At 45.3% G+C, this 25,349-nt stretch carries 22 protein-coding genes and 3 pseudogenes; 23 read left to right on the top strand and 2 right to left on the bottom strand.

The window, feature by feature from the left end:
• The first annotated feature begins 146 nt into the window (after window positions 1-146).
• The 4 genes and pseudogenes from sbnB to BLS15_RS28630 all read left to right on the top strand — a co-directional run.
• Window positions 147-1,112, top strand: coding sequence for a 2,3-diaminopropionate biosynthesis protein SbnB (gene sbnB / locus BLS15_RS16715; protein ID WP_028532845.1), 966 nt, complete (start codon window positions 147-149; stop codon window positions 1,110-1,112).
• Between the two features lie 52 nt (window positions 1,113-1,164).
• Window positions 1,165-1,380, top strand: a pseudogene (locus BLS15_RS28635) (iron-containing alcohol dehydrogenase); the annotation flags it as partial.
• Window positions 1,381-1,958: 578 nt separating this feature from the next.
• A complete protein-coding gene (locus BLS15_RS16710) occupies window positions 1,959-2,591 on the top strand; it encodes a class I SAM-dependent methyltransferase (RefSeq protein WP_028532846.1) in 633 nt (210 codons plus the stop codon).
• A gap of 28 nt (window positions 2,592-2,619) precedes the next feature.
• Window positions 2,620-2,745 (top strand): annotated as a pseudogene (locus BLS15_RS28630) (DinB family protein); the annotation flags it as partial.
• A 175-nt stretch (window positions 2,746-2,920) separates the two neighbouring features.
• Here the strand turns inward: BLS15_RS28630 and BLS15_RS16705 are convergent.
• Window positions 2,921-4,363 carry an MFS transporter gene (locus BLS15_RS16705; protein WP_090512803.1) on the bottom strand — a complete coding sequence of 481 codons (1,443 nt, stop codon included), beginning with the start codon at window positions 4,361-4,363 and terminating at the stop codon, window positions 2,921-2,923.
• 312 nt (window positions 4,364-4,675) lie between these two features.
• Here BLS15_RS16705 and BLS15_RS16700 point away from each other — a divergent pair, with 312 nt between their 5' ends.
• The 15 genes and pseudogenes from BLS15_RS16700 to BLS15_RS16630 all read left to right on the top strand — a co-directional run bounded on the left by BLS15_RS16700 (window position 4,676) and on the right by BLS15_RS16630 (window position 20,090).
• A complete protein-coding gene (locus BLS15_RS16700) occupies window positions 4,676-5,341 on the top strand; it encodes an AraC family transcriptional regulator (RefSeq protein ID WP_200865981.1) in 666 nt (221 codons plus the stop codon).
• Between the two features lie 130 nt (window positions 5,342-5,471).
• On the top strand, window positions 5,472-6,827 hold the full coding sequence (locus BLS15_RS16695; RefSeq protein WP_090512795.1) for an erythromycin esterase family protein: 1,356 nt from the start codon (window positions 5,472-5,474) through the stop codon (window positions 6,825-6,827).
• Between the two features lie 299 nt (window positions 6,828-7,126).
• A complete protein-coding gene (locus BLS15_RS16690; RefSeq protein WP_090513130.1) occupies window positions 7,127-7,966 on the top strand; it encodes a polysaccharide deacetylase family protein in 840 nt (279 codons plus the stop codon).
• Between the two features lie 83 nt (window positions 7,967-8,049).
• A pseudogene (locus BLS15_RS16685) lies at window positions 8,050-8,145 on the top strand (DNA-binding response regulator); the annotation flags it as partial.
• A 261-nt stretch (window positions 8,146-8,406) separates the two neighbouring features.
• A complete protein-coding gene (bla, locus tag BLS15_RS16680; protein ID WP_028532850.1) occupies window positions 8,407-9,333 on the top strand; it encodes a class A beta-lactamase in 927 nt (308 codons plus the stop codon).
• 262 nt (window positions 9,334-9,595) lie between these two features.
• Entirely contained in the window at window positions 9,596-10,609 is a 1,014-nt protein-coding gene (locus BLS15_RS16675; protein WP_090512791.1) for a thiamine pyrophosphate-dependent dehydrogenase E1 component subunit alpha, read from the top strand.
• Window positions 10,610-10,624: 15 nt separating this feature from the next.
• Complete coding sequence (locus BLS15_RS16670) at window positions 10,625-11,608, top strand: alpha-ketoacid dehydrogenase subunit beta (RefSeq protein ID WP_021253413.1); 984 nt, start codon at window positions 10,625-10,627, stop codon at window positions 11,606-11,608.
• Window positions 11,609-11,625: 17 nt separating this feature from the next.
• Window positions 11,626-12,924 (top strand): dihydrolipoamide acetyltransferase family protein, encoded by a 1,299-nt coding sequence (locus tag BLS15_RS16665; protein WP_021253412.1) that lies wholly within the window; start codon window positions 11,626-11,628, stop codon window positions 12,922-12,924.
• Between the two features lie 17 nt (window positions 12,925-12,941).
• Entirely contained in the window at window positions 12,942-14,081 is a 1,140-nt protein-coding gene (locus tag BLS15_RS16660) for an acyl-CoA dehydrogenase family protein (RefSeq protein WP_021253411.1), read from the top strand.
• A 14-nt stretch (window positions 14,082-14,095) separates the two neighbouring features.
• The gene (locus BLS15_RS16655; RefSeq protein ID WP_028532851.1) at window positions 14,096-15,442 is read left to right on the top strand and encodes an acetyl-CoA carboxylase biotin carboxylase subunit; all 1,347 of its coding nucleotides are present in this window, start codon (window positions 14,096-14,098) and stop codon (window positions 15,440-15,442) included.
• Window positions 15,443-15,505: 63 nt separating this feature from the next.
• Window positions 15,506-15,718, top strand: coding sequence for an acetyl-CoA carboxylase biotin carboxyl carrier protein subunit (locus BLS15_RS29565; RefSeq protein ID WP_021253409.1), 213 nt, complete (start codon window positions 15,506-15,508; stop codon window positions 15,716-15,718).
• Window positions 15,719-15,741: 23 nt separating this feature from the next.
• Window positions 15,742-16,644 carry a hydroxymethylglutaryl-CoA lyase gene (locus tag BLS15_RS16645; RefSeq protein WP_090512787.1) on the top strand — a complete coding sequence of 301 codons (903 nt, stop codon included), beginning with the start codon at window positions 15,742-15,744 and terminating at the stop codon, window positions 16,642-16,644.
• Window positions 16,645-16,695: 51 nt separating this feature from the next.
• Window positions 16,696-17,478 (top strand): enoyl-CoA hydratase, encoded by a 783-nt coding sequence (locus BLS15_RS16640; RefSeq protein WP_090512783.1) that lies wholly within the window; start codon window positions 16,696-16,698, stop codon window positions 17,476-17,478.
• 31 nt (window positions 17,479-17,509) lie between these two features.
• Window positions 17,510-19,048, top strand: a complete 1,539-nt coding sequence (locus BLS15_RS16635) for an acyl-CoA carboxylase subunit beta (protein WP_090512778.1) — start codon at window positions 17,510-17,512, stop codon at window positions 19,046-19,048.
• Between the two features lie 145 nt (window positions 19,049-19,193).
• Window positions 19,194-20,090 (top strand): LysR family transcriptional regulator, encoded by an 897-nt coding sequence (locus tag BLS15_RS16630; RefSeq protein ID WP_028532854.1) that lies wholly within the window; start codon window positions 19,194-19,196, stop codon window positions 20,088-20,090.
• A 121-nt stretch (window positions 20,091-20,211) separates the two neighbouring features.
• Here BLS15_RS16630 and BLS15_RS16625 read toward each other — a convergent pair whose 3' ends face one another.
• Window positions 20,212-20,400 (bottom strand): YgaP family membrane protein, encoded by a 189-nt coding sequence (locus BLS15_RS16625; RefSeq protein ID WP_021253404.1) that lies wholly within the window; start codon window positions 20,398-20,400, stop codon window positions 20,212-20,214.
• Window positions 20,401-20,838: 438 nt separating this feature from the next.
• Between BLS15_RS16625 and alv the strand changes: the two genes are divergently transcribed.
• The 4 genes from alv (at window position 20,839) to BLS15_RS16605 (ending at window position 25,348) form a co-directional block, all read left to right on the top strand.
• Entirely contained in the window at window positions 20,839-22,344 is a 1,506-nt protein-coding gene (alv, locus tag BLS15_RS16620) for a cholesterol-dependent cytolysin alveolysin (RefSeq protein ID WP_021253403.1), read from the top strand.
• A 266-nt stretch (window positions 22,345-22,610) separates the two neighbouring features.
• A complete protein-coding gene (locus BLS15_RS16615) occupies window positions 22,611-23,807 on the top strand; it encodes a macrolide family glycosyltransferase (protein ID WP_021253402.1) in 1,197 nt (398 codons plus the stop codon).
• A 681-nt stretch (window positions 23,808-24,488) separates the two neighbouring features.
• The gene (locus tag BLS15_RS16610; protein WP_021253401.1) at window positions 24,489-24,806 is read left to right on the top strand and encodes a PadR family transcriptional regulator; all 318 of its coding nucleotides are present in this window, start codon (window positions 24,489-24,491) and stop codon (window positions 24,804-24,806) included.
• Entirely contained in the window at window positions 24,803-25,348 is a 546-nt protein-coding gene (locus tag BLS15_RS16605; protein ID WP_021253400.1) for an HAAS signaling domain-containing protein, read from the top strand. Before BLS15_RS16610 ends, BLS15_RS16605 begins: the two co-directional genes overlap by 4 nt.
• Window position 25,349 lies beyond the last annotated feature (1 nt).

Raw genomic sequence — 25,349 nt, 5'->3', positions numbered from 1 at the left:
AATGTTTCTGGATTTCCCAGGAAGAGCGCATAATCGGAGTTCTATGCTCGCAGGACGGCGTTCAGCAATTTGGGAAAAAGCTTAGATAGTCACTATTTTAACTGCGTGCCGGTCAAAGGCCGTACAAATGACGGGAGGTTCTCCATATGCTGTATTTGAATCATGCTGATATTTTGGATCTCGGTGTGGATTGGGATGCCAATATTGATGTCATCGAACATGCGGTTCGTTGCATCGCGAATGAGGAATACTCGCAACCGATTAAACCTTATTTGCGATTCCAGAATCAAGCCAACCGCATCATTGCAATGCCTGCCTACGCAGGCGGCGCATTTCAGATCGCGGGAATAAAGTGGATTGCCAGCTTTCCAGAGAATATACAAAAAGGTTTGCCTCGGGCCAATTCGGTAACGATCCTTAACGACGCGGAAACGGGTGTACCGATAGCAACTATCAATACTTCGCTGATAAGCGTCATACGCACATCAGCCGTGTCAGGCTTAATCGTGAAGTACTATGAAAATACGAGACGGCTACAAAATATTCAAGCCGGCATTGTAGGATTTGGCCCTATCGGTAAGTTCCATTTGAAGATGCTATGCGCATTACTGGGAGATCGCTTAAGCAAAATATATATTTATGATGTAGCAGGAGTTCGGCCAGAAGAAATTTCGCATTTAGAAGGGAAAGTAGAGGTTTGCAATAGCTGGGAAGATGCTTATGTAAACTCGGATATATTTATAACTTGCACGGTGTCCAAATCTGGTTATATAGATCGAAAACCAAAGGACAACGCTCTTATTCTGAATGTATCCTTAAGGGATTTTAAGCCTGAAATTCTGAATCACACGAAATCCATTATAGTCGACAACTGGGAAGAGGTTTGTCGGGAAAATACGGATATCCTGCACATGAATGAACAAATGGGATTGCAAAAAGAGCACACGAAATCCATTGTGGACATTGTGCTGGAAAATGAACTAAAACAACGAAGACCAAACGATGCTATCATGTTTAGCCCTATGGGCATGGCGATATTCGATATCGCCATGGCCCATCACTACTATAAGCTGGCTATGAACCGAGGGATAGGAACCCTCTTAAGTAGCTAGAAATGAGACAATGCTACAATTAAGGAGGAAGACGCGAAAGCAGTCGCGGTAGGAGCGCAAAAACGATCAACAAGTTGCTGAAGAAGGTATCGCCGAGCTTAGGAAATTCTTTGCATCCCTTTCTGCACCAAGCAGATTAGCGGATTATGGCATCGACGATTCAACGATTGAATTAATGGCGGATAAAGCAATGATATATGGTGATTTAGGAAACTTTAAGAAATTGAGCCGCTCCGATGTCTTGCATATATACCGGATGTCGCTTTAAGAGAACATTAATTCATATTACCGATCCTACTCCTTCCAAGTAAAGGGGGCCAGGATCGGTTTTTATTATGTGTCTGGAGTATGGGAATATGTAGTGATGCCTCACTAATCATCAGTGTTGCTCTATGTTGCAGGGTATGACATGCATTTCACTTCGGGATAATTAACGCAGTTTAATGTCGGTTGGATCGCCAAGGTGGACAAGGAGCAAGGTGAGCAGTGTTTCAATTTCAAGATGCGACGAAATTCTAATCTGGTTCCGTGAACCACATCGTGTCAACCGATTGACTTACGTACTTCGCATCTGTACAATAATAGACAAATGGGATCTATAATATCTTTTGAAATTGTCCTCTTTCTTTTCAATATGATGACACAAGCAAAACCTATTTTAGAGCGCATCTGCAGAACAAAAAGGTTACTAAAGTAACCCAATATGCTTGCAATTCATGAAGTAAAGTAACATTCACTTCATCAGAGATGTTTTTTATATTCTATTTACAGATATAAGATATCTACAATATACATTATATGCTTTTGTATTATATCGCATTTGAAACCATCACAGAGGAGAAAGCAATGACAGAATTCTGGGAAGCAAGCTTTATTGAGAAACAAATGATGTGGGGATTGGAACCTTCCGACTCTGCTTTTATGGCAAAGGACTTTTTCCTCGAGAAGAAAGTGAAGGACGTATTGATACCTGGTTTTGGTTACGGAAGAAATGCAAAGATATTCTCAGATAACGGAATGCATGTGACAGGTATTGAGATATCAAAAACAGCAATTGATTTAGCTAGGAAAAACGGGGTAAATGCTACTATTTATCATGGTTCAGTGACGAATATGCCATTTGATAACAAGCGATATGATGCGATATTCTGCTACGCCCTGATTCATTTACTGAACCGTCGTGAACGGGAAAAATTGATTCAAGATTGCTACAATCAGTTACAACCCGATGGATACATGATGTTTACTGCTGTTACAAAAAAAGCTCCCATGTATGGCAAAGGCAGAGAACTGAGTAAAGATCGATTTGAGATTATGGAAGGCGTCAAAATGTTCTACTATGATTCGAATTCAGTAAGACGAGAATTTGAGAAGTATGGATTAATCGAGTTCTCAGAAATTGACGAGCCCAATAAAAATATGAAAGATAAGCCTGCTATGAATTTTGTAATTATAACATGTAAAAAGGGAGCTATCTAAACTTTAAATCCGCTCGTTAATAGTCATAGAAGCTGCGCTTCGCACAGGTACCACGAACAACATGACGATATCGGCGCGTGCGCTTGCTTATACGATCGCGGGGCATGAGCTGCATCATTTGCATGTGCTGAAGGAACGTTATTTGGGAGAATAGAGGATTGATGGGAAGAAAGAGGTAATGAAAAGACTCATTACTATGGATATCGAAGCCGCGAGGATTATTCCTTGCGGCTTATTTGTGTTCTATGAATGAAACTTCGAACAAACTCTAAGAAGTCTGCCGTTGGTTTCATTACGGTTCATGACATACACTAGCGATGTATTCACTATCAATCGGCTCTATTACTTCGAAGTAATAACGATATCAAGGCGGATATGCCACAGATTACGCCTGCTGCAAGGAATGCACTATGGTAACCAGCTAGCTGTGCCACTACGGCAGTACTCCCAGATTCTACATGTATCGTGGTCACCGTATGAGAGAGTGTCACAAGTATGGCTATACCAAGCGCGCCACCAAGTTGACGTGCCGTATTTTGCAAACCGGAAGCAAGGCCTGTATCCTGTGCCGGAATGCCCGCAAGCACAGCTTGGATGGCGGTCATTAACATCAAGCCTAGTCCTGATCCTACAAGTAAACTTGGAAACAAGAACTCAGAAATATAGTCGGGTTGAGCCGGCAGCCAATTGAACCAGACAAATCCTGCAGCGGCCAAGAGACCACCCAGAAATGGAAGCCTTTTAAAGCCAGCGGCACGAAGTGGCCGGGATATAATCGAAGAAATAGCAAGCATAGCCGCCATAGGCAGCAGCGCTAATCCCGTTTGCAGCGGACTGTATCCGCTGATTTGCTGTAAACTTAGGGATGAAAATAACACGTTGGCTGTTAGTGCTCCGCCAAGTCCAAGTACCATGAAAATGCCAATCCGTACATTCCAGTGGCGGAAAATGCTTAAACGAATTAAAGGCGCAGCCGTGTTCTTCTCAATAGCGATGAACACCAGTAATAGCACAAGCGCACCGGCTAACGAGCACAGAACAACTGGAGATTTCCAACCCCGTTCAAGCGTTTGTGTGATTCCAAAAATAAAGGCTGTCAGAGCAAGCGTAATTGCAGCAGCTCCTGGTATATCCAGCTTGGCGGGACTATTTTCTTTCGACTGTGGAAGCAGGCAAATGGCGACCATACCGCTGAGCACAACCCCGATCGGAACATTAACAAACATTACCCAACGCCAGTTGATTAAGCTCGTTAGAACTCCGCCAATCATTACTCCGAACGCAGATGCAATAGAGGAAGAGGCTGCCCATAACGATATCGCCCGATCTTGCTTGGCACCTCTCGGATATGCAGCAACGATTACGGTTAGTGTAGATGTGGCGAGCACAGAGCCTCCCAGTCCTTGTACAGCACGTGCCGCTAATAACATGGGGCCTGTTGTTGCAAGTCCGCCAGCGAGGCTGGCTAACGTAAATAGGATAAGTCCAGACTGAAGTATTACTCTTCTGCCATAAATGTCGCTGGCACGTGCCGCAAGCAGCATAAAACCGCCTAATGTCAGCAAATAGGCATCAATTACCCATTGCTGTTCAGCAACAGAAAGGCCCAGATCCGTTTGCATGGCCGGCAAAGCAACATTAACAATCGAGCTGTCCATGACAACCATAAAGGCGCATAAACAAGCAACTAATGCGGCAACCCATGCAGGTATGCCTTTTTTCAGTGGTGACGACACGATTGGGGCAGACAAATTCACAGAATTAGATGACATCGAGATCCCTCCATAAAAATATGCTGGTGAATTCAATCAATTAGACATGGTCTGTTCTATATTTTAGAATAGGAATAACGATGTACGATAACGTTAATTGGACAAAAAATAACGAGAAATGGCCAAAAAAAGGGGCGTAGCAAACTGAACTCAGAAGAGGTAGATAAGAGTGATTGGCTGGAAGGGCCTTCATTAATTGCCTTTTGGGGCAATGATGATTCCGACAACCCTTTCCGGCTTGGAACACGTGAATACGATTGGCACAGCCATCGGCGAGGGCAGTTTTTTTGTGTGGAAAGCGGGCTAATCCATGTGCGAACTGCAACCGGTTCCTGGTTGCTGCCTCCCCGCCGTGCAGGGTGGATTCCGCCGGATGTAGCGCATAAGGTCACAGTTAGTGGAGCCATGAGCGGCTGGAGCTTACTGCTTACACCTGAAATCAGCGGAGACTTATCACATACTCCGTGTGTCATCAATGTAAGTGAGCTCATGCGTGCGCTTGTGCAGCGAACGGTGTCGTGGAGGGATCAAGAAATCCTGGAACCTCATCAAGAAAGAATAATCGCGGTTTTGCTCGATGAGATTAAAATCGCTCCGCTTGAGCCATTACATTTGCCCTTACCGGTTGATCCGCGCCTTTTGCGCATAACGGACGCGATCCTGCAGCAGCCCGAAGATAATCGTACGCTTAACGAATGGGCCGTTTGGGCAGCATTATCTCCACGTACATTGCGCCGCTTAATATTGGCAGAAACCGGGTTGACCTTTGCGCAGTGGCGCCAACAGGCTCGTCTCACGCTTGCATTGGAAATGCTGGCGCAAGGGGATTCTGTAGGGATGGTAGCTGATGCGCTTGGCTATGGAACTCCGAGCAGCTTTATTGCGATGTTCCGCCGCGCATTCGGTGATTCTCCATCGCATTATTTGGCGGTCAGACGCGAATTGAAACATAACCTTCCACATACTCCTAATCACTGAATGGGGTATACAGACGGAAAATAACTAGAATTGTATTCTATCTTTATACTTTCCTTAGAATTCGCTGTTACGATGTCTTTGCAAACAAAAGAGTAGCGAGAATGGATTTCTAAGGAGGAGTATTTTCATCATGCAAGCAGTACAACGATTGAAAGGATTGATAGCTCTAGGTATGGCGTTTACGCTCATTCTATCCCCGTTCAATGCCTCAGCGGCAGCGCAAAAAAATGACGGAGTGAAGGAAAATATACGGGAGATTACATCAACAACGTCATCGAATTATAAAGATTTAGAGTTTCTGAAGCCGATCTTGAAGGACAAGACGGTCGTTAGTCTCGGTGAGAATTTCCACCGTGTTGCAGAATACAGCAGCATGAAGACAAGATTGATTAAGTATTTGCACGAAGAGCTGGATTATGACGTGATTGCATTTGAATCCGGACTTGGGGATGCCTTCATGACGAACGAGAATGCCCGCAACTTGACCCCGAAAGAGATGATGCAGCATTCGATATTCCCAATCTGGCACTCCAAGGAGACGCTGAATCTATTCGAATACATCAAGAAGCAGCAGGGAACCAAAAACCCGCTCCATCTCGCAGGTTATGACATGCAATTCACTTCGGGCTATCTCACACAGTTTATTGCCGGTTGGATTGCCAAGGTGGACAAGGATCAAGGACAGCAGTATTTCAACTTCGAGATGCAAGCAATGACGGATTTGTACAAGGTGTTTAATGAATATGGCATGGAAGACGGCCATCCAGAGGCAAAGGCAGCTGTGAAGAAGGTAAAGGAAACGTACGAACCGAAATACAACGCCTTAATCCAATTCATCCAAGATCACAAGAAGGAGCTCGCAGAAGCTTATCCTGCCAACCCGCATATGGTGGATATTGCGATCAAGACGCTCGGAGATCGAGTGAAGTTCATCGAGATGGGGATGTATAATACGAAGGAAAGCTATGAATTCCGCGACCGGATTATGGCTGACAACGTCGAATGGCTAATGAAGGTGATGTATCCCGGCAAAAAAGTGATTTTATGGGCACATAACGATCATTTGGAGAAGAATACATCTAAGATTCAGACCAAAGAGCAAGGAAAATGGATCGGCAGCTTCACCAGCATGGGAGAACTGCTTCATAAGAAGCTGAAGGATAAAGCTTATGTAGTTGGGCTCTATATGAACAGCGGCAGGGCAAGCACCATTACGACGCAGAAGCTCTTCGATATAAAGCCAATGCCGAAGGGAAGTCTGGAAGAGTTGATGATGCGTAGCGGGTATAAAATTGCATTTGCCGATTTATCCAAACATAAGTCCCCGAAGCAGAGCAACTCATGGATGTTCAAGCCGATCTATGCAGCGGAGGATGGCATGACATCCGAGATTATTGAGCCGATGTCAATGCGATTCGTTCCAAGGGAACAGTTCGACGGTATCATCGTCTTCGATCAAGTGAAGGAACCGACAACGAAATACTAATCTTATTCCATTGGAGAATTAATCGTTCCCCCTGTCGGTGACACCGCGCGTGTTGCTGCAGGGGGATTTTTGACATCGGGCTTCGTTCTCAAGCCTCGTTAATCGAAGAAGAAGTAACCAATTAGTTGACTGACCTCATTACACGATAAATATAAATGTACAGTCTATTCTTTAAATATTATCGACATGATCTGCATCTTATCTTTATCTTTCTACATTAATCTATCACTTGTAAAAAGAAGAAATAGACATGAATGTATTCATCTCAACAAGTGAATGACAGAGAAAGGATCGATAACATGAGATCATCACGACACGGCAGAAGTAATAAGCGCTCAATCATGAAAGCAGGTTTTTTAGTAGGGCTCGTCCTAGTAGTATCTTTTCTTATATTTTTTAATATTGGAAAACTATCCTCTACTGCAGCTGAAAGGGTCAGAGATGTCAGCCAAAGCGCTGTTCAACAGCAAGATAAGAGACCTTTCACACAGCCAGCACAGCAAAAACAGTCAGACGGTAAACCGAAGGGAAAGGTAGTCTACCTCACTTTTGACGATGGGCCAAGTTCATTAACGGGGCAATTTCTAGATGTATTGCAAGAGCACAATGTAAAAGCAACCTTTTTCATGCAAGGAAGCAATCTGGAAAATACGGGGTATCAAGATAACGTCAAAAGAGCCGTAGAAGAAGGTCACTATGTTGGAGCCCATAGTATGACGCATGATGCTATCAAATTATATGACAATAAACAATTTGTCCCCGAAATGCTAGAAACATTACATTTGATCCGCAATATTACCGGTACAAATCCGAAATTGACACGTCCTCCATATGGTTCAGCTCCCGGCTTGAAAGAAGAACAAATTCGTGATCAAATCGCAGATGCTGGTATTAAAATATGGGATTGGACGATTGACTCGTATGATTGGAAGTTAAAAGATAACCCAAATAAAATTGTTGAAAATGTAAAAGAACAAACGACTGAAGATTTGGAAGTTGTCCTTATGCATGAGAAGCCGCAAACCTTGCAGGTACTACCGGAAATCATTGAATTTTATAAAGAAAAAGGATTTGAGTTTGCAGTGTACCGGGATGAAGAGCATTTTCGTCTTAACTTCCAAAAGGATAACCGTTTATAACACCCACATGTTGGTGATGATATTTATGTATGCAGCCCCCCCCATAAAAAGGGGGGATTTTTCATGTAATTGGGGGATCAACCATGAGTAAATCAATATTAATTGTAGAAGACGAGCATATTTTACGAGAAATTATGAAAGATTACTTTCTTAACGAAGGATATTTCGTTTTAGAAGCTGGAAACGTTCCTTATTGACACTGTCATCTAGCAATCATGCGAAAAGCTGTATGCTGATAGTTCAAACAAGCAATTGAGTCTGAAGGTATCGCAAGCCCCGATTGAAATCGTGGCCAAATGAGCCTCTACCAATCTCAACTGCACAGCTAGATTTGTAATTCTAGGTAACGCTTGTTAAGCTGGTAATAACTACACATTTTATAATCAACACGATACACGATCAATGTAGTGAAACGTATTGAACAAACTAGGGAAGGAAGGATCTTTTTGAAACATACCAGGATACGAAAAATAGCGCTGTTCGTCGGAATACTAACTTTGTCTCTTGCAAATAGCAACATGTTTACTGGAGTATCCTTACAGGCAGAAGCAAAAGACAAAAATGAGCAACAACTCAAGCCTGTAAATCAAGTTCATCAACAATTCGTTCAACTTGAGAAAAAGTATGATGCTCGACTAGGTGTTTATGCGATCGATACGGGCACAAACCAATCAATCACTTATCGTTCGAATGAACGGTTTGCCCATGCGTCTACCTTCAAAGCTCTGGCTGCAGGAGTTCTGCTGCAGCAAAACTCAATAAAGCAGCTTGATAAAGTAATTACGTATACAAAAGATGACCTTGTTGAATATTCACCGGTCACGGAAAAGCATGTAGATACAGGGATGAAGCTTGGAGAACTTGCAGAGGCTGCTGTTCGTTTCAGTGATAATACGGCAGGCAACCTTATTCTTAAAGAACTAGATGGACCGAAAGGATTCGAAAAAGCGCTCAGACAAATTGGCGATCAAGTTACTCACGCGGATCGTTTTGAAACAGAATTAAACGAGGCTGCTCCTGGGGACATTCGTGATACAAGCACACCTCAAGCGCTCGCTGACGATCTGAAGGCCCTCACAGTCGGAAATGCGCTCCCGCCCGATAAACGCAAACTCCTAACGGATTGGATGCGTGGAAATGCTACTGGAGACAAGCTCATTCGTGCTGGCGTACCAAAGGATTGGGAAGTTGCCGATAAATCAGGAGCAGGAGGCTACGGAACGCGAAACGATATCGCCATCATATGGCCACCAAATCGAGCACCTATTATCATTGCAGTTCTATCCAGCCGCGATAAGAAAGATGCTGCCTATCATAATGAACTGATTGCAGAGGCTGCTAAGGTTACAATGAAAGCTCTCCAGTGACCCCTTTGCTGTTCCATCTCCTATAAAATGCTATCCATATGGTGGCCCTCATCATATCAGATCAAAAACGCACAGCGCCGACAAAGGCGCTGTGTTTTTATTTTCACATGGTTCTTGTCGAACATATTTCTGAAGCATTTCAAATGGCTATATTTTTTTTGCATCGTTACTATGCAGTATATGTATTTCACGATTGGAACGATGGTTAATAAAATAAAGGAAACCGCAGTATGCAGCGGCACAATTGTCGGAGGGATACGATATGAATAACACCGAATTTGGTCAAGTCCAGAACCGGCACCAAGCACTGGGGTTATCAGATCAGCAGGTTCTTGACATGTATCAGCATATGGTTCTGGCGCGAAAAGTAGATGAACGGATGTGGCTGCTCAATCGTGCGGGAAAGATCCCTTTTCTCGTTTCCTGCCAAGGCCATGAAGCAGCTCAGGTAGGGGCGGCATATGCGCTTGATCGAACGAGAGATTTTCTGTGTCCCTATTATCGGGACATGGGTATGGTCGTTGCTTTCGGGCTGACAGCACAGGAATTAATGCTTTCCGCTTTCGCCAAGGCAGAAGATCCAACGAGCGGAGGCCGCCAAATGCCAGGTCATTACGGGAGCAAAAGCCGGAATATTCTTTCGGGCTCTAGTGTCGTGTCGAGCCAAATTCCGCACGCAGTTGGAATCGCTTTATCTGGAAAAATGCAAGGAAAAAGGCTAGTTTCATTAACGGCCTTCGGGGACGGCGGCAGCAACCAAGGGGAGTTTCACGAAGCGGCTAACTATGCTGGGGTGCACAAGCTGCCTGTCATTTTCATGTGTGAGAACAACAAGTACGCCATATCGGTTCCGTTCTCCAAGCAGGCGGCTTGCGAAAGCATCGCGGATCGGGCAAAGGGATATGGGTTTCCCGGCATCAGTGTGGATGGAAATGATCTATTAGAAGTATACAAAGTCACAAAAGAGGCGGCCGATCGGGCAAGAAGAGGTGAAGGGCCAACGCTTATCGAGACGGTGCTCTATCGTTTAGTCCCGCATTCAAGCGACGATGATGATCGAACCTACCGTTCCCGTGAAGAAGTGGAAGAAGCCAAGAAGCGGGATCCGCTCATAACCTTCAGCAATTATCTGAAAGCATCGGGGCTATTAGATGAACATAAAGACATGGAGATTCATGACCGAATACGCATGGAGGTCGATGAGGCCACGGAATATGCGGAGAATGCCCCGGATTCAGCCCCGGAAGATGCCCTTAAGCACGTTTATGCAGAATAGGGGGAGTGAGGAGAAATGGCCGTAATTTCTTATCTTGAAGCAGTGTCCCAAGCTCTTCGAGAGGAAATGCAGCGAGATAGCAGGGTATTTGTATTAGGAGAAGACGTCGGAGTGCGTGGGGGCGTATTTCGGGTTACACAGGGATTCCAGGAAGAATTCGGGGAACAACGGGTTATCGACACACCGCTATCGGAAGCAGCCATTGCAGGTGTATCGATTGGTGCAGCCGCTCATGGAATGAGGCCTGTTGCAGAAATTCAGTTCGCCGAGTATATCATGCCTGCCGTCAACCAAATTGTGAATGAAGCAGCCAAAATGAGATACCGCTCCAACGGAGATTGGAACTGTCCCTTGGTCATCCGTGCCCCTTATGGCGGAGGAGTTCGCGGAGCCCTCTATCATTCGCAAAGCGTAGAAGCGATGTTTTGCTGTATTCCTGGTCTAAAAGTGGTCACGCCTTCCACACCGTATGATGCCAAAGGCCTGCTAAAGGCGGCCATCCGCGATGAAGACCCTGTTCTTTTCTTCGAACATAAGCGATGCTATCGATCGATCAAGGGAGAAGTGCCAGACTCGGATTATACGGTTCCGATCGGGAAGGCGGATATTAAGCGGCAAGGGGAAGACATCACGGTTATTTCTTACGGACTTTCTTTGCATTTTGCGATAAAAGCGGCAGAGCAGCTTTCTAAAGATGGATACAGCGCTCACATTCTGGATTTACGTACCCTCTATCCTCTGGACAAGGAAGCTATTGTAGAGGCTGCTCGCAAAACCGGCAAAGTGCTCATTGTTCATGAAGACAACAAAGAGGGCGGCGTTGGAGCTGAAGTAGCTGCTGTCATCGCAGAAGAATGCCTTTATGAATTGGACGCGCCAATCAAACGTCTCTGCAGTCCGGATGTCCCCGCTATGCCTTACAGCTTGCCAATGGAAAAGTTCTTCATGCTCAACCCGGATAAAGTATATCAGGCCATGAAAGAATTGGCCGAATTGTGAGCCGACGGGAGGAGAATATGGCTAAGAAAATCGTCATGCCCCAGTTAGGCGAAAGCGTAACGGAAGGAACCATCTCCAAGTGGCTCGTCAACGTCGGGGATAAAGTCAATAAATACGATCCTGTATGCGAAGTGCTGACAGATAAAGTGAATGCGGAGGTTCCTTCTTCATTTAGCGGCACGATAACCGAAATTGTCGTTCAAGAAGACGAAACGGTAGCAGTAGGAACGCTGCTCTGCTGTATTGAGGAGGAAAAACAAGCGGTCACGCCGATTGAATCCAAGCCAGCTGCCGCCGATGCCGCCGCCCCATACGAGGAGACCGATGATTCAACTATACAATCAGCCAAGCAGCAGCGCTATTCGCCGGCCGTACTCAAACTGGCGCAAGACTACAACCTGGATCTTTCCTGTATAGAGGGTTCGGGCACTGCGGGACGCATCACCCGAAGAGACATCTTGCAACTCGTCCAAGGAAAGAAACAGTCTGAAGACTCCCCAGCTCAGCAAATCGAATCTCCATCTCAGTCATTATCACAAGCGGCTGCATCAGTTCCCGATATTGCGTTACCGTCCGAAACATTTGATGCCTTATCTGCTGGCCATTCTACCATTCATCAAGCCGACGAGAAGATCCCAGTTACCGGCATCCGCAAAACCATAGCCAAGCGAATGGTACAAAGCAAGCAGGAAATTCCGCACGCATGGCTTATGGTGGAATGTGATGTCACGAATTTGGTTAGTTATCGCAGCCAGATCAAAGAGGAATTTAAGAAAAAAGAAGGACTCCAGCTTACTTATTTGCCATTCTTTATTAAGTCAGTAGCAGAGACGCTAAAAGAATTCCCTATTTTAAATTCGCAGTGGACAGACAATCACATCATCGCCAAAAAAGCGGTTCATATCTCGATTGCCGTTGCTACCGAGAATGCCTTATTCGTTCCTGTCATTAAGGACGCCGACCAAAAAAGCATTTTCGGTCTAGCCAAAGCGATAGACGAAATGGTCACGAAAACGAGAGAAGGCAAATTAACGCAGGCGGATCTAACTGGCGGAACGTTTACCGTGAATAACACAGGCTCCTTCGGCTCCGTACTTTCAGCCCCGATCATCAATCCACCGCAGGTAGCCATTCTAAGTATGGAAGCCATCGTCAAACGCCCGATCGTCATTAATAACATGATTGCCGTTCGCGATATGATGAACATTTGTCTTTCCTTGGATCACCGGGTTTTGGACGGTCTTGTGTGCGGCCGCTTCTTGAAGAGAGTCAAGCAAAAGATTGAAAGCTACGGCACGGACATCGGACTATATTAAAAGGGAGCGATGAATTCATGCATTTTGATTTAACCGAGGAACAAGCGTTGATCAAAAAAATGATGCGCGATTTTTCGGAGGGCGAGGTTGCCCCAGGCGCGGATGAACGAGATCGTACGAAGCAATTTCCGAAGGATGTTTTCGAAAAATTAACGAAGCTGGGCGTCATGGGCCTGCCTTTTCCCGAACAATATGGCGGCGGCGGAGCGGATACCATTAGCTTCGCTATCACTGTAGAAGAATTAAGCCGGGTCTGTGCTTCCACGGGCATTACCTATTCCGCCCATATTTCTTTAGGCGGGGCACCCATCCATTTATTCGGAACACATGAGCAAAAGGAAAAATACTTAACCCCTTTATGTACAGGAGAATACATGGGCGCGTTCGGGCTGACGGAACCAAATGCAGGATCGGATGCAGGCGGAACCCAGACAAAAGCGAATCTGCATGGAGATAAGTGGATCATTTCCGGCTCCAAATGCTTTATTACCAATGCAAGCTATGCCAAAAACTTGTCCCTCACAGCCGTTACGGATCGCACTAAAGGGACGAATGGAATCAGTGCATTTATCGTGTCTACAGATGCGCCAGGATTTACGGTCATTGACAATTATGAAAAAATGGGGCTGCATTCATCAAATACAACGGAATTAATTTTACAAGATGTAACCGTTCCCAAAGAAAATCTTCTCGGGAAAGAAGGGCATGGATACAAGCAATTTTTAGCTACGCTTGACGGAGGCCGAATCGGTATCGGTGCGATGGCGGTCGGAATTGCCCAAGGGGCTTACGAAAAATCGCTTCAATATGCCAAAGAAAGAAAACAATTCGGCCAAAGCTTATCCTCCTTTCAAGCGATCCAATTCAAGCTGGCTGACATGGCCATGCATATTGAACTCGCACGCACAATGGTTTATAAAGCGGCATGGCTTAAAGATAAGGGCAGGAAGTTCAAGAAGGAGGCGGCGATGGCCAAATTATTTGCCTCGGAAATATGCATGAAAGCATGCGATCAAGCCGTACAAATCCATGGCGGTTATGGATATATGAAGGAATACCAGGTTGAACGATTCTTTCGGGATGCCAAGCTGCTTGAGATCGGGGAAGGAACTTCGGAAGTGCAACGAATGGTCATTGCACGCCAGATCGGTTGTTAAAGGGGATTGGTTCTATGTTCAAAAAGATTCTAATCGCCAACCGAGGCGAAATTGCTGCTCGAGTGATCCGCACTTGCAAAGCGCTGGGCATTGCCACCGTCAGCATCTACTCGAAAGTGGATAAGGAAGCTCCGCATGTCAAAATGGCAGATGAGGCCTATGAGGTAGGAAATCCAAAAGTTACAGATAGCTATTTAAAAATCGACAAGATTTTAGAAATCGCCCAGCTTTCACAAGCGGATGCGATTCACCCCGGATACGGGTTACTTTCGGAAAATGCGGAATTTGCACGCCGTTGCGAGGAAGCGGGTATTGTATTCATCGGCCCATCATCAGATGTCATCGCCCGCATGGGCAGTAAAATTGAAGCCCGAAACAGCATGGAACAGGCAGGCGTGCCTGTTATTCCCGGCATTTCCTGTGCATTAGCGGATGCGGAAGAAGCAGCACAGGCAGCCGGCCGAATCGGCTATCCGGTTATGCTGAAAGCCTCAGCCGGTGGTGGCGGCATCGGCATGCAAATCGTGAATAACGAAGCGGAGATGAAGCAAGCATTTGAAGGGAACCAGAAGCGTGCCTCTAATTTCTTCGGAGATGGGGCCATGTATCTAGAGAAGGTTGTAGAAAATCCTCGGCATATCGAAATTCAGATTTTAGCGGACGCCCAGGGAAATACCGTCTACTTGTGGGAGCGGGAATGTTCGATACAACGGCGTCATCAAAAAGTCGTGGAAGAAGCTCCTTCAACCTTTTTAGATGAACTCACACGAGAAAAAATGGGAGAAGCGGCGGTTAGAGCCGCTAAATCCATCGGATACCGGAATGCCGGAACCATCGAATTTTTAGTCGACGAGCATAAAAATTTCTACTTTCTTGAAATGAATACTCGTCTGCAGGTGGAGCATACGATCACAGAAGAGATTACCGGCTTGGACCTGGTTGCGGAGCAGCTGCGAATTGCGGCAGGACATTCCTTGAACTTCGGTCAATCTGATGTGAAACGCGAAGGCCATGCGATAGAAGTACGGATTTATGCAGAAGATCCGAAGACGTTCTTCCCATCTCCTGGAATCATTACGAAGTTCGCTATCCCTGAAGGAGACGGAATTCGCCATGAGCTGGCTGTACATGATGGTTCTGTCGTCACGCCCTTCTATGATCCGATGATTGCAAAGCTCATCGTCGCAGGGAAGGATCGCAATGAAGCGATTGAGCGGCTTCAACAGGCGCTGGCCGATTATCAGGTTGAAGGCATCAAGACCAACATTCCAATGCTGCAAGAAGTCATCGCGCATCCAGCATTCCGTTCAGGCGAGACAACAACAGGCTTTGTTGCGAAATATGTGCTGGAGCAGACATAACTGTATCGGATAAGGCCTCGGCGAGTTACCGTAAGGCTATTCGTAAAAAAGGAGGTTATTCAGATGAGCAAAATCGTGGCGGTTATGGCGGGGAATGTATACAAGATTCTTGTCAACCCTGGGGATCAAGTCGAGGCAGGGCAAAATGTAGTCGTGTTGGAATCGATGAAAATGGAGATCTCGATTACGTCTGGCACCGGAGGAACGGTAAACAAGGTCAACGTGAGCGAAGGCGACTTTGTTGATGAAGGAGATTTGTTGATCGAGCTTGATTAAACAGATGCTGGGGGTTGGGGGAGATGAACTGGCCGGCGAAAGTAACGATCAAAGAGGTTGGTCCAAGGGACGGACTGCAAAATGAGAAGGTTTTCGTTGCAACAGAAGATAAAATCGCTTGGATCAACCAACTGTCCCGTACCGGAATCACATCCTTAGAAATCACTTCATTTGTGAATCCGAAGTGGATTCCAGCACTGGCAGATGCCGCTGAAGTTGCCAAAGGGATTGAGCGGATGCCTGGCATTACGCATTCGGCACTCGTTCCGAATCGGCAGGGCCTAGAGCGAGCACTTGAGACCGATGTAGATGAGGTGGCAGTCTTTATGTCTGCCAGTGAGACCCACAATCAAAGAAATATCAACAAGTCAATAAACGCTACGTTTCCCATTCTGCATGAAGTCGTGCAAGCAGCCCATTCCGCTGGAAAATCAGTCCGCGGTTACGTGTCAACGGTTTTTGGCTGCCCCTATGAAGGGCCTATCTCTATCGACGAGGTCATCCGTGTATCGGAAACGTTGTTCGAAATGGGGATTGGCGAATTATCTCTAGGGGATACGATTGGCATTGCAAATCCGAAACAGGTAGAAGATGTATTGGAAATGATGCTCAAGCGTTTTGATGCCGAGAAACTGACTTTGCATTTCCACGATACGCGTGGAACGGCGCTGGCTAATATTCTAGCGTCCATGAACATGGGGATCACAACATTCGATGCCTCTGTCGGAGGGTTGGGCGGATGCCCGTATGCACCTGGAGCCTCCGGCAATGTCGCTTCAGAGGACTTGTTGTTCATGCTGGATTCAATGGGCATTCAGACGGGGATCAATCAGGAAAAGCTTCTCTCCGCGGCGCGTTATATTCAGGAGAAGGTCGGAAGAACCTTGCCGAGCCGGAATCTTCAGGTCAGCAGCTCGAACGTATGAGCAGGTACATGATGTAGGAGAATGATTCGGTACTAGGAAGGAGGGGCGATCATGGAAAAAGCCGTACTGGTCTCCAATATGGGAAATGGAATTGTGCTCATCACGTTGAACCGGCCGGAAGCTGCCAATGCGTTATCCATCAAGATGCTCGAACAATTGCGTGATGCGGCAAATGCATGTAAATTGGATCGGGCTGTTCGCTGTATTATCATCACAGGCGCTGGAGAGAAAGCCTTTTGCGCAGGTGCTGATTTAAAAGAACGCGCAGGGATGGACATGAGCCAAGTACGTAGAACGGTATCTTTCATTCGCGAGACCATCAATGATGTGGAAGCCTTGCCCCAGCCGGTCATTGCCGCGGTAAACGGAGCCGCTATTGGCGGGGGAATGGAATTGATCTTGGCCTGTGACATTCGGATTGCTTCCACAACAGCCGCATTCGCCCTTGCAGAGACTTCACTTGGAATTATTCCCGGCGCAGGAGGAACACAGCGGCTGCCGAGGCTGATCGGGAAGGGACGGGCGAAGGAGCTCATTTTCACGGCAAGAAAAATCGACGCTGAAGAAGCAAGGAACATCAGACTGGCAGAGGCTGTGGCACCGCCTGAATTCCTGATAGATAAGGCCTTGGAAATAGCAGGCCGTATTGTTCGAAATGCTCCTATCGCTGTGACTCAGTCCAAATTCGCCATCGATAAGGGATTGGAAGTGGAGCTGAACACTGGACTTGCGATTGAGCAGCATGCATATGAAGTCACAATTCCGACAAAGGATCGCTTAGAAGGACTGCAGGCGTTCAAAGATAAACGTCCTCCCATATTTAAGGGCGAGTAACAAGCATATCGCAGATAAGGAGGAATAGGGGATGTCCATCGAATTCAATCCGGAGGAGCTGCAGAAACGTGTTTCACGAATCCTCGAAGGAGGGGATCCGTCTTATCATCAAAAGAATGCGGTAAAAGGGAAGTTATTTGTTCGCGACCGACTAAACCTACTGTTTGATCCGGGTTTCGAGCTGGAGGATGCGCTGTTCGCCAACTGCGCCGCAGAAGATCTTCCAGCGGATGGCGTCGTTACGGCGATTGGGAAAATGAACGGAAGAATCGTATGCGTAATGGCCAATGATTCTACGGTAAAAGCCGGATCGTGGGGATCGCGTACGGTAGAGAAGATCATTCGAATCCAAGAGACAGCTGAGAAAATGAGAGTGCCGTTAATTTACCTCGTGGATTCCGCAGGTGCCCGCATTACAGATCAGGTCGAGATGTTTCCTGGCAGGCGCGGGGCTGGCCGTATTTTTTACAATCAGGTCAAGTTGTCAGGCAAAATTCCTCAAATCTGCCTGCTGTTCGGCCCTTCGGCTGCCGGCGGAGCCTACATTCCGGCATTTTGTGATATCGTGATTATGGTAGATGGAAATGCATCCATGTATCTCGGTTCCCCGCGGATGGCGGAGATGGTAATCGGAGAAAAGGTTACGCTAGAAGAGATGGGCGGTGCGCACATGCACTGTTCGATTTCAGGGTGTGGGGATGTGCTGGCGAAGAATGAAGAAGAAGCCATTTTGATGGCGCGGCAATATCTCTCATACTTTCCCTCCCATTTTTCCGAACAACCGCCGGTTGCGAAACCAGTGGCACCGCCATCCTTTGAGAAATCATTAGAAGAGCTCATCCCGACCAATCAGAATGCCCCGTTCAATATGGTTGATCTGATTGACCGTATTATCGACGAGGGATCATTTTTTGAGATGAAGAAGCTGTTTGCCGGTGAGCTTATTACAGGACTGGCACGAATGAATGGCAAACCGGTCGGGATCATTGCCAATCAGCCACGGGTGAAGGGTGGCGTGCTGTTCCTCGATTCAGCGGATAAGGCAGCCAGATTTATTACGCTTTGCGACGCATTTCATATCCCGCTTCTATTCCTTGCCGACGTCCCTGGTTTTATGATCGGCACAAAGGTGGAGCGGGCAGGAATTATCCGCCATGGGGCGAAAATGATTTCAGCGATGTCCGAAGCAACCGTGCCTAAAATTTCAGTAATCGTTCGCAAAGCGTACGGAGCGGGTCTTTACGCGATGGCTGGTCCAGCTTTTGAACCGGATTGTTGCCTCGCACTGCCTACAGCTCAAATCGCGGTGATGGGGCCAGAGGCTGCAGTCAATGCCGTCTATGCCAATAAAATTGCTCAATTGCCTGAAAGCGAGAAGGCTGCTTTTATCGAACAAAAGCGTGAAGAATATAAGCAGGACATTGATATTTACCGACTGGCCTCCGAAATGATTATTGACGGAATTATTCCCGCCAATTCGCTGCGTACCGAGTTAGTGAACCGTTTTGCGGCTTATTCATCAAAGGCTGTCGTCTTCTCAGAGCGCAAGCACCCGGTATATCCGGTTTAATCCATTGGCATATTTGAACAGCACTAAGCGTTTAACGGCGCGAAGTGCTGTTTTTGGCATGTTAGGCATATCATGATCTTGAGCCAAGGGATGAATGGTTTGGATACCACTTTGCCTGTAGGGGAAGGAGGAAGATCCGGATCACATGGATATTAAACAACTTCATTATTTTGCAGAAGTAGCCAAGCATAAAAATTTTACAAAAGCTTCTCAGGTTTTGTATGTTTCTCAGCCGTCCATCAGCAAGATGATCAAGAGTCTCGAGGATGAATTGGGCGTTATGTTGCTTGACCGTTCCGACAGGGAAGTTGTACTCACCGATACAGGAAGGCTGGTTAACGAGAAAGCTTTAAAAATTTTGCAGATGCTAGAGGATTTATCTTCTTCCGTAAATGAGCTGGTTCACGTGCAAAGAGGAAAAGTGACAATGGGGATCATGCCTACAATTAGCGCATTGCTTTTCCCAAAAATCATTTCCGGATTCAAGAAGAACTATCCCAAGATTGAGATTCAAATGGTAGAATACAGCGCGAAACAAGTAAAGATGCAGATGGAGCAAGGAAATATCGATTTTGGGGTCACGGTGCTGCCGGTGAACACGCAGCTGTATCGAACGGTTTCCTTGTTAACGGAAGAACTGGTTGTCATCGTGAGTAATCATCACTGGCTGGCTGGAAGGAAATCCGTCAGCTTGAACGAATTGCAGAATGAGCCCTTCATTCTGTTCACCAAGGAATTTGCCCTTCATGATGTAGTTGAGCAAGCATGCTTGCAGGCTGGGTTCGAACCCAAGGTGGCTCATTTGACCTCTCTATGGGATTTCTGCTGCGAGATGGTAGCTTCGCAACTAGGAATATCATTGATTCCCCGATCGATGGCGAACCGATTGCATCATCTTGCCATTCATGCCGTTACCGTGTCCCAACCGGAAATCGCTTGGGAGCTGGCTCTCATTTATCCTCGGGATAAATATCTTTCTTATGCATCCCGCGCGTTTATCTCCTATATCAAGGCCAATCCGCCGAATCAACCGGGATTATGACAGTGGCTGAAGAAATTGGATGAAGCATGAGTCCAAAACCTATTAAGGTTTTAGACTCTTTATTGGAGACTTCACCCAATCATCATTGGATTACGGTAAATAGTAAAGCGAAGGGAAGCATTTATTTCACTTTTTTGCAATTTTGTATGCCGAGAACTGCATTCGCCGGGCAATAGCGGGTTGTGCCTGTAATGATAGGAGCCAATCCAATTAATCCCCACCATTTTCTGTAATAAAGTCCCGTAAAGATGATTGCAGCTCCAACTGATATTCGAATCGCTTGTTCCGTTTTTCCAACATTACAGTTCACGTACTTTACACCTCCATAAGCTACTGTCAATTTGCTCATACACCATTTAGAGTTGCCGCATAATTATGGTTTGAAATAGGGCACATTCTCATGCGTGGAATTGATTGGTTCGAGGCTGCCTTTTTATGTAACAGGTTATCGACACTCTCCTAATGTAATGCTTAGGGGAGTGTTTTATTTCACTCTTTCATCAAAAGGATATTATTAGTAATTTAGGATTTCATATACGATAATAGAATAAACAAGAAAATTCCTATAATTTGAAAATATTACTCTAAATAATCGAACTAGACTTAAAAATATTTTATTCATGTCATAAAAGTTATGAAGTTTCGTATTATTTCTTAATAAAAATATAAAAATTTCATACCAAATTACCGATAAAAAAATTAATGTAGTACATTAGTACTACAATTTTACATAAAGAGGGGTAATTGTATGAAGAAAAAATCAAACTATGTGAAAGGAAGGAAAGTACTCGTAAGTCTGTTGGTGAGTTTGCAAGTGTTCACTTTTGCGAGTATTTCCTCCGCTGCACCCAACGAATCCAATGATATTGATCTTGGAATCGCAGGCTTGAACTATAATCGCAATGAGGTTTTGGCAGTACAAGGGGATCAAATCAGTAGTTTTGTTCCCAAAGAAGGCATTCAGTCCAACGGTAAATTCATCGTGGTTGAACGGGACAAAAAATCACTTACAACGTCACCCGTAGATATTTCAATCATTGATTCGATCACGAATCGTACTTATCCAGGTGCAATACAGCTTGCAAATAAGGATTTTGCAGATAATCAGCCTAGTCTGGTTATGGCTGCAAGAAAGCCAATGGATATTAGCATTGATCTGCCTGGGTTGAAGAACGAGAACACAATTTCCGTTCAAAATCCAAATTACGGCAGCGTATCTAGTGCCATTGATCAGCTCGTATCGACTTGGGGCGAGAAGTATTCCAGCACGCATACACTCCCAGCTAGATTACAGTATGCTGAATCCATGGTTTACAGCCAAAATCAAATTTCCAGTGCACTGAATGTGAACGCTAAAGTGCTTAACGGGACGCTGGGAATCGACTTTAACGCGGTCGCAAACGGCGAGAAAAAAGTGATGGTTGCTGCTTATAAGCAAATCTTCTATACCGTAAGTGCAGGACTGCCCAACAATCCATCGGATCTGTTTGATGACAGTGTGTCGTTTGCCGAGCTAGTCCGTAAAGGGGTTAGCAACGAGACTCCGCCGTTGATGGTATCAAACGTAGCTTATGGCCGTACCATTTACGTCAAATTGGAGACGACCTCCAAGAGCAATGATGTACAAACGGCATTTAAATTATTGCTCAATAATCCTAGCATTCAGGCAAGCGGACAGTACAAAGATATTTATGAAAACAGTTCATTTACTGCCGTTGTACTAGGTGGCGACGCGCAAACACATAACCAAGTTGTCACGAAAGACTTCAATGTTATCCAAAGCGTAATCAAGGACAATGCAGAATTCAGCAGCAAGAATCCAGCTTACCCGATTTCATATACAAGCGTCTTCTTGAAAGACAATTCCATCGCTGCCGTTCACAATAATACCGAGTATATCGAGACGAAAACGACGGAATATACGAAGGGTAAAATTAAGCTTGACCATAGTGGTGCATATGTAGCTCAGTTTGAAGTATATTGGGACGAGTTTTCATATGATGAAAATGGACAAGAAATCGTGACTCGTAAAAGTTGGGATGGAAATTGGCGCGATAGAACTGCTCATTTCTCAACAGAAATCCCACTTCCGCCTAATGCCAAGAACATCAGAATTTTTGCAAGAGAATGCACAGGTCTTGCTTGGGAATGGTGGAGAACAGTTGTTGATGAATATAACGTTCCGTTAGCTAGCGATATTAATGTTTCGATTTGGGGAACAACGTTATATCCGAAATCATCCATTACTCACTAATTAATATGAATACATGGACATCTCCTCATTCATTTGGGGAGATGTTTTTTTTGCTTTAGCATCTTTTCTTTATCCCCATTTATGATAGGATTTGCACTAATTACATTTGGAGTGAGAAGATTTACGGGGGTTATACAAAAATTATTTGTACTATTTGTATACTATGATAAACTTGATCCCGAATACAATTTCAAGTTGATCCAAGCGAGGGCATGTGGATCCTTGCGAACAATGTAAGCGAACCGTATTGTTTAGGAGTGATGATAATGGCACGTGTTTTATTTATAAATGGGGGATCAGAGGGACATATCAATCCCACGATTGGAGTCGTACAGGAGCTTATCTCACGGGGAGAAGAGGTCGTGTACTTCTGCATAGAAGCATTCCGGGAGCGATTGGAGAAGACAGGCGCTATCGTACGAACATTTGATGATGAGAAATTCATCAAAGCCTTTATTTCAGGTGGACGAAATTATGTACTTGAACGAATCAACGGCTTGCTGCTTACGGCAGATGTCGTCATACCAAGCGTACTTGAACAAATCAAGGGAGAGCAATTCGATTACATCATTCATGATTCTATGTTCGGTTGTGGACGAATACTAGCTCACATGTTGAAACTGCCTGCAATCAATTCCTGTACTTCTTTTGTGCAATCAGAGGCATCCTTCGTAAGCTTGATGGAACAGTTCCATGCAAGTGTACCTGCAGAGATCGCGAAGCCTATCCATGATACATTTGTAAGCCTGACGGATAAAGTAAAGGAAACCTATCATGTGAAGATCCATTCTCCTTATGAAGTATTTTGTAATCCAGCACCACTTACCATCGTGTATACGACTAGGGAGTTCCAACCTGAAGGAGAAACATTTGATCATTCCTTTCAATTTGTTGGGCCATCCATCTCTTCACGGGTCAGCCAAACAGACTTCGACCTTACGGCAATCGAAGGAAGAAGCCTCATTTACATTTCACTCGGTACTGTCTTTAACCAAGCGATTGATTTCTATAAGCTCTGTATGGATGCTTTGGGAGACATGGAACATACGATTGTCATGTCGATCGGTGATAAAGTCCAAATTTCAGATTTAGGTAGGATCCCTGCAAACTTCATCGTAAAAAACGTTGTGCCACAAACCGATCTATTGCCACACACGAAATTATTTATTACACATGGTGGCATGAATAGTGCTCATGAAGGTCTCTATTACGGAGTTCCGCTCATTGTTATCCCGCAAAGTGCCGATCAGCCAGTCATTGCCGAGCAAATCTCCAGAGTTGGAGCGGGTGTTACATTACGTATGGATGACTTGACTGCAGAGCAAATCCGCGAAGCCGCAGACCATGTGTTAAGCCACGCATCTTACAAGACAGCCGCTGTAAACATGCAACAATCCTTCCGCGAATCGGGTGGGTTTGTACTAGCTGTTGATGAGATATTAGAATATAGAAGCCTTAATTAGTCTCCAGAATGCTCATAATTGATTCCCTGTATATAACGAATTAATCATCCCCCAAGATTTACAGCCATATTGGCATTCGAGTCTTGGGGGATGTCCGGAATCACATTGCTCATATTACAAAAACCTGTTTTTTTATCCATATAGATTAGAAAGTACAGGTTTTTTGTAAATTATCCAATTGGTCGATCATTTAAAAAAGGGACTGGGTAAAGTTCCGAAAGTTTGTCATTCCAGCACAAGCGACGGCTAGTGCTCGCGCATCACCATGTCAGCAATAGGGTAATCCGGTTGCATGCTTAATACTTGATTATTTCGACGCAAGCGGTTATAGCGCAGCGAGAAGTAATCCAGGTAATCATCCCCCATCGTTTGATCTATTCTCTTTAATCCGAACAAATGACGCTCAACCCCAGCTCCGAGCTGGCAGGCTTTGATCCGCTCAGAATTCGCCGCTGCCGTGCGTTAAAAGCTGTCGACCAGTTGCTGCCGGCGTGATTGCCAATGCTTATCGCGTCCTGATGCCTTCTTATATATTGCCTTAACTTTAGCCCAATATGAGTCAACCGCAATGCTCTGGTAATAATGAAGTTCACTTGCTATTCTGAACATAATTTGGTATGATTTGCAAAAAAACAGTACCTTACAATAATCAGTACCAAGCAAAGCGCAGGTGACATGGCGATGAACGTACAATTCAAAAAAGGGGTGTTGGAGCTTTGCGTATTGGCCCTGACAGCCAAGAAAGATTGTTACGGGTACGAGTTGGTTGAGGCCATATCGAATAAGATCGAGATTGCCGAAGGTACAATATATCCACTTTTGCGAAGGCTTACAGTTGACGGCGTATTTTCCACTTACTTAAAGGAATCAACTGAAGGGCCACCTCGTAAATATTACAAACTGACGGAACGAGGGAGAGAAATGCTGGCCGATTTGACAGACGAATGGATGCGATTTACAGATGGTGTCTACGCTGTAATCGAGGAGGGGAGGAAATGAACAAACAATCGTATTTGGCAGAGATGGCCAAGCTGCTGAGGCCATTGTCCAAGGTCGAGAGAGATGAAGTGCTACTTGATTATTCTGAACATTTTGACTACGCGATCGATGCAGGTCGTCCCATGAGTGAAATTATAAGCAAGTTGGGCGCGCCGTCGTCGATTGCAAATGAAATTTTAGCACAATACGAAATCCGCAAAGCCAGTGATACTCAATCATTCCGCAACCTGCTTCGAGCCGTTCGAGTCACGATCCGAGTAAGCATATTGAATCTAGTGTTTGTTCTCGTGCCGTTTATAGTAACTTTAGTCCTACTGGGTGGATACTACTTCCTGACTGCCGCTCTATTAAGCTCACCGATCCTCTTTCTTATTCAGCACAACTTTTCCGCATCATTTTTCCAAGACATCTTCTATATTTTGGGCTTATTCGGATTGGGGTTACTCTGTGGAATCGGCGTCGTACGGGTGACTCGCTGGTATTATAAAACGGTTCTACGTTACCTCAACTACAATCTTTCCATCATTAGGGGGAGAACTTGAT

Origin of the sequence: Paenibacillus sp. cl6col (genome assembly GCF_900102125.1) — a bacterium.
GTDB lineage: Bacteria > Bacillota > Bacilli > Paenibacillales > Paenibacillaceae > Paenibacillus_B > Paenibacillus_B suaedae.
This window is presented reverse-complemented; position numbering and strand designations above follow the sequence as displayed.

What these genes read in the sequence shown, in the direction of transcription:
- sbnB (WP_028532845.1), top strand. Translation starts at nt 147, where the DNA reads ATGCTGTATTTGAATCATGCTGATATTTTGGATCTCGGTGTGGATTGG.
- BLS15_RS16710 (WP_028532846.1), top strand. Translation starts at nt 1,959, where the DNA reads ATGACAGAATTCTGGGAAGCAAGCTTTATTGAGAAACAAATGATGTGG.
- BLS15_RS16705 (WP_090512803.1), bottom strand. Translation starts at nt 4,363, where the DNA reads ATGTCATCTAATTCTGTGAATTTGTCTGCCCCAATCGTGTCGTCACCA.
- BLS15_RS16695 (WP_090512795.1), top strand. Translation starts at nt 5,472, where the DNA reads ATGCAAGCAGTACAACGATTGAAAGGATTGATAGCTCTAGGTATGGCG.
- BLS15_RS16690 (WP_090513130.1), top strand. Translation starts at nt 7,127, where the DNA reads ATGAGATCATCACGACACGGCAGAAGTAATAAGCGCTCAATCATGAAA.
- BLS15_RS16675 (WP_090512791.1), top strand. Translation starts at nt 9,596, where the DNA reads ATGAATAACACCGAATTTGGTCAAGTCCAGAACCGGCACCAAGCACTG.
- BLS15_RS16670 (WP_021253413.1), top strand. Translation starts at nt 10,625, where the DNA reads ATGGCCGTAATTTCTTATCTTGAAGCAGTGTCCCAAGCTCTTCGAGAG.
- BLS15_RS16665 (WP_021253412.1), top strand. Translation starts at nt 11,626, where the DNA reads ATGGCTAAGAAAATCGTCATGCCCCAGTTAGGCGAAAGCGTAACGGAA.
- BLS15_RS16660 (WP_021253411.1), top strand. Translation starts at nt 12,942, where the DNA reads ATGCATTTTGATTTAACCGAGGAACAAGCGTTGATCAAAAAAATGATG.
- BLS15_RS16655 (WP_028532851.1), top strand. Translation starts at nt 14,096, where the DNA reads ATGTTCAAAAAGATTCTAATCGCCAACCGAGGCGAAATTGCTGCTCGA.
- BLS15_RS29565 (WP_021253409.1), top strand. Translation starts at nt 15,506, where the DNA reads ATGAGCAAAATCGTGGCGGTTATGGCGGGGAATGTATACAAGATTCTT.
- BLS15_RS16645 (WP_090512787.1), top strand. Translation starts at nt 15,742, where the DNA reads ATGAACTGGCCGGCGAAAGTAACGATCAAAGAGGTTGGTCCAAGGGAC.
- BLS15_RS16640 (WP_090512783.1), top strand. Translation starts at nt 16,696, where the DNA reads ATGGAAAAAGCCGTACTGGTCTCCAATATGGGAAATGGAATTGTGCTC.
- BLS15_RS16635 (WP_090512778.1), top strand. Translation starts at nt 17,510, where the DNA reads ATGTCCATCGAATTCAATCCGGAGGAGCTGCAGAAACGTGTTTCACGA.
- BLS15_RS16630 (WP_028532854.1), top strand. Translation starts at nt 19,194, where the DNA reads ATGGATATTAAACAACTTCATTATTTTGCAGAAGTAGCCAAGCATAAA.
- alv (WP_021253403.1), top strand. Translation starts at nt 20,839, where the DNA reads ATGAAGAAAAAATCAAACTATGTGAAAGGAAGGAAAGTACTCGTAAGT.
- BLS15_RS16615 (WP_021253402.1), top strand. Translation starts at nt 22,611, where the DNA reads ATGGCACGTGTTTTATTTATAAATGGGGGATCAGAGGGACATATCAAT.
- BLS15_RS16610 (WP_021253401.1), top strand. Translation starts at nt 24,489, where the DNA reads ATGAACGTACAATTCAAAAAAGGGGTGTTGGAGCTTTGCGTATTGGCC.
- BLS15_RS16605 (WP_021253400.1), top strand. Translation starts at nt 24,803, where the DNA reads ATGAACAAACAATCGTATTTGGCAGAGATGGCCAAGCTGCTGAGGCCA.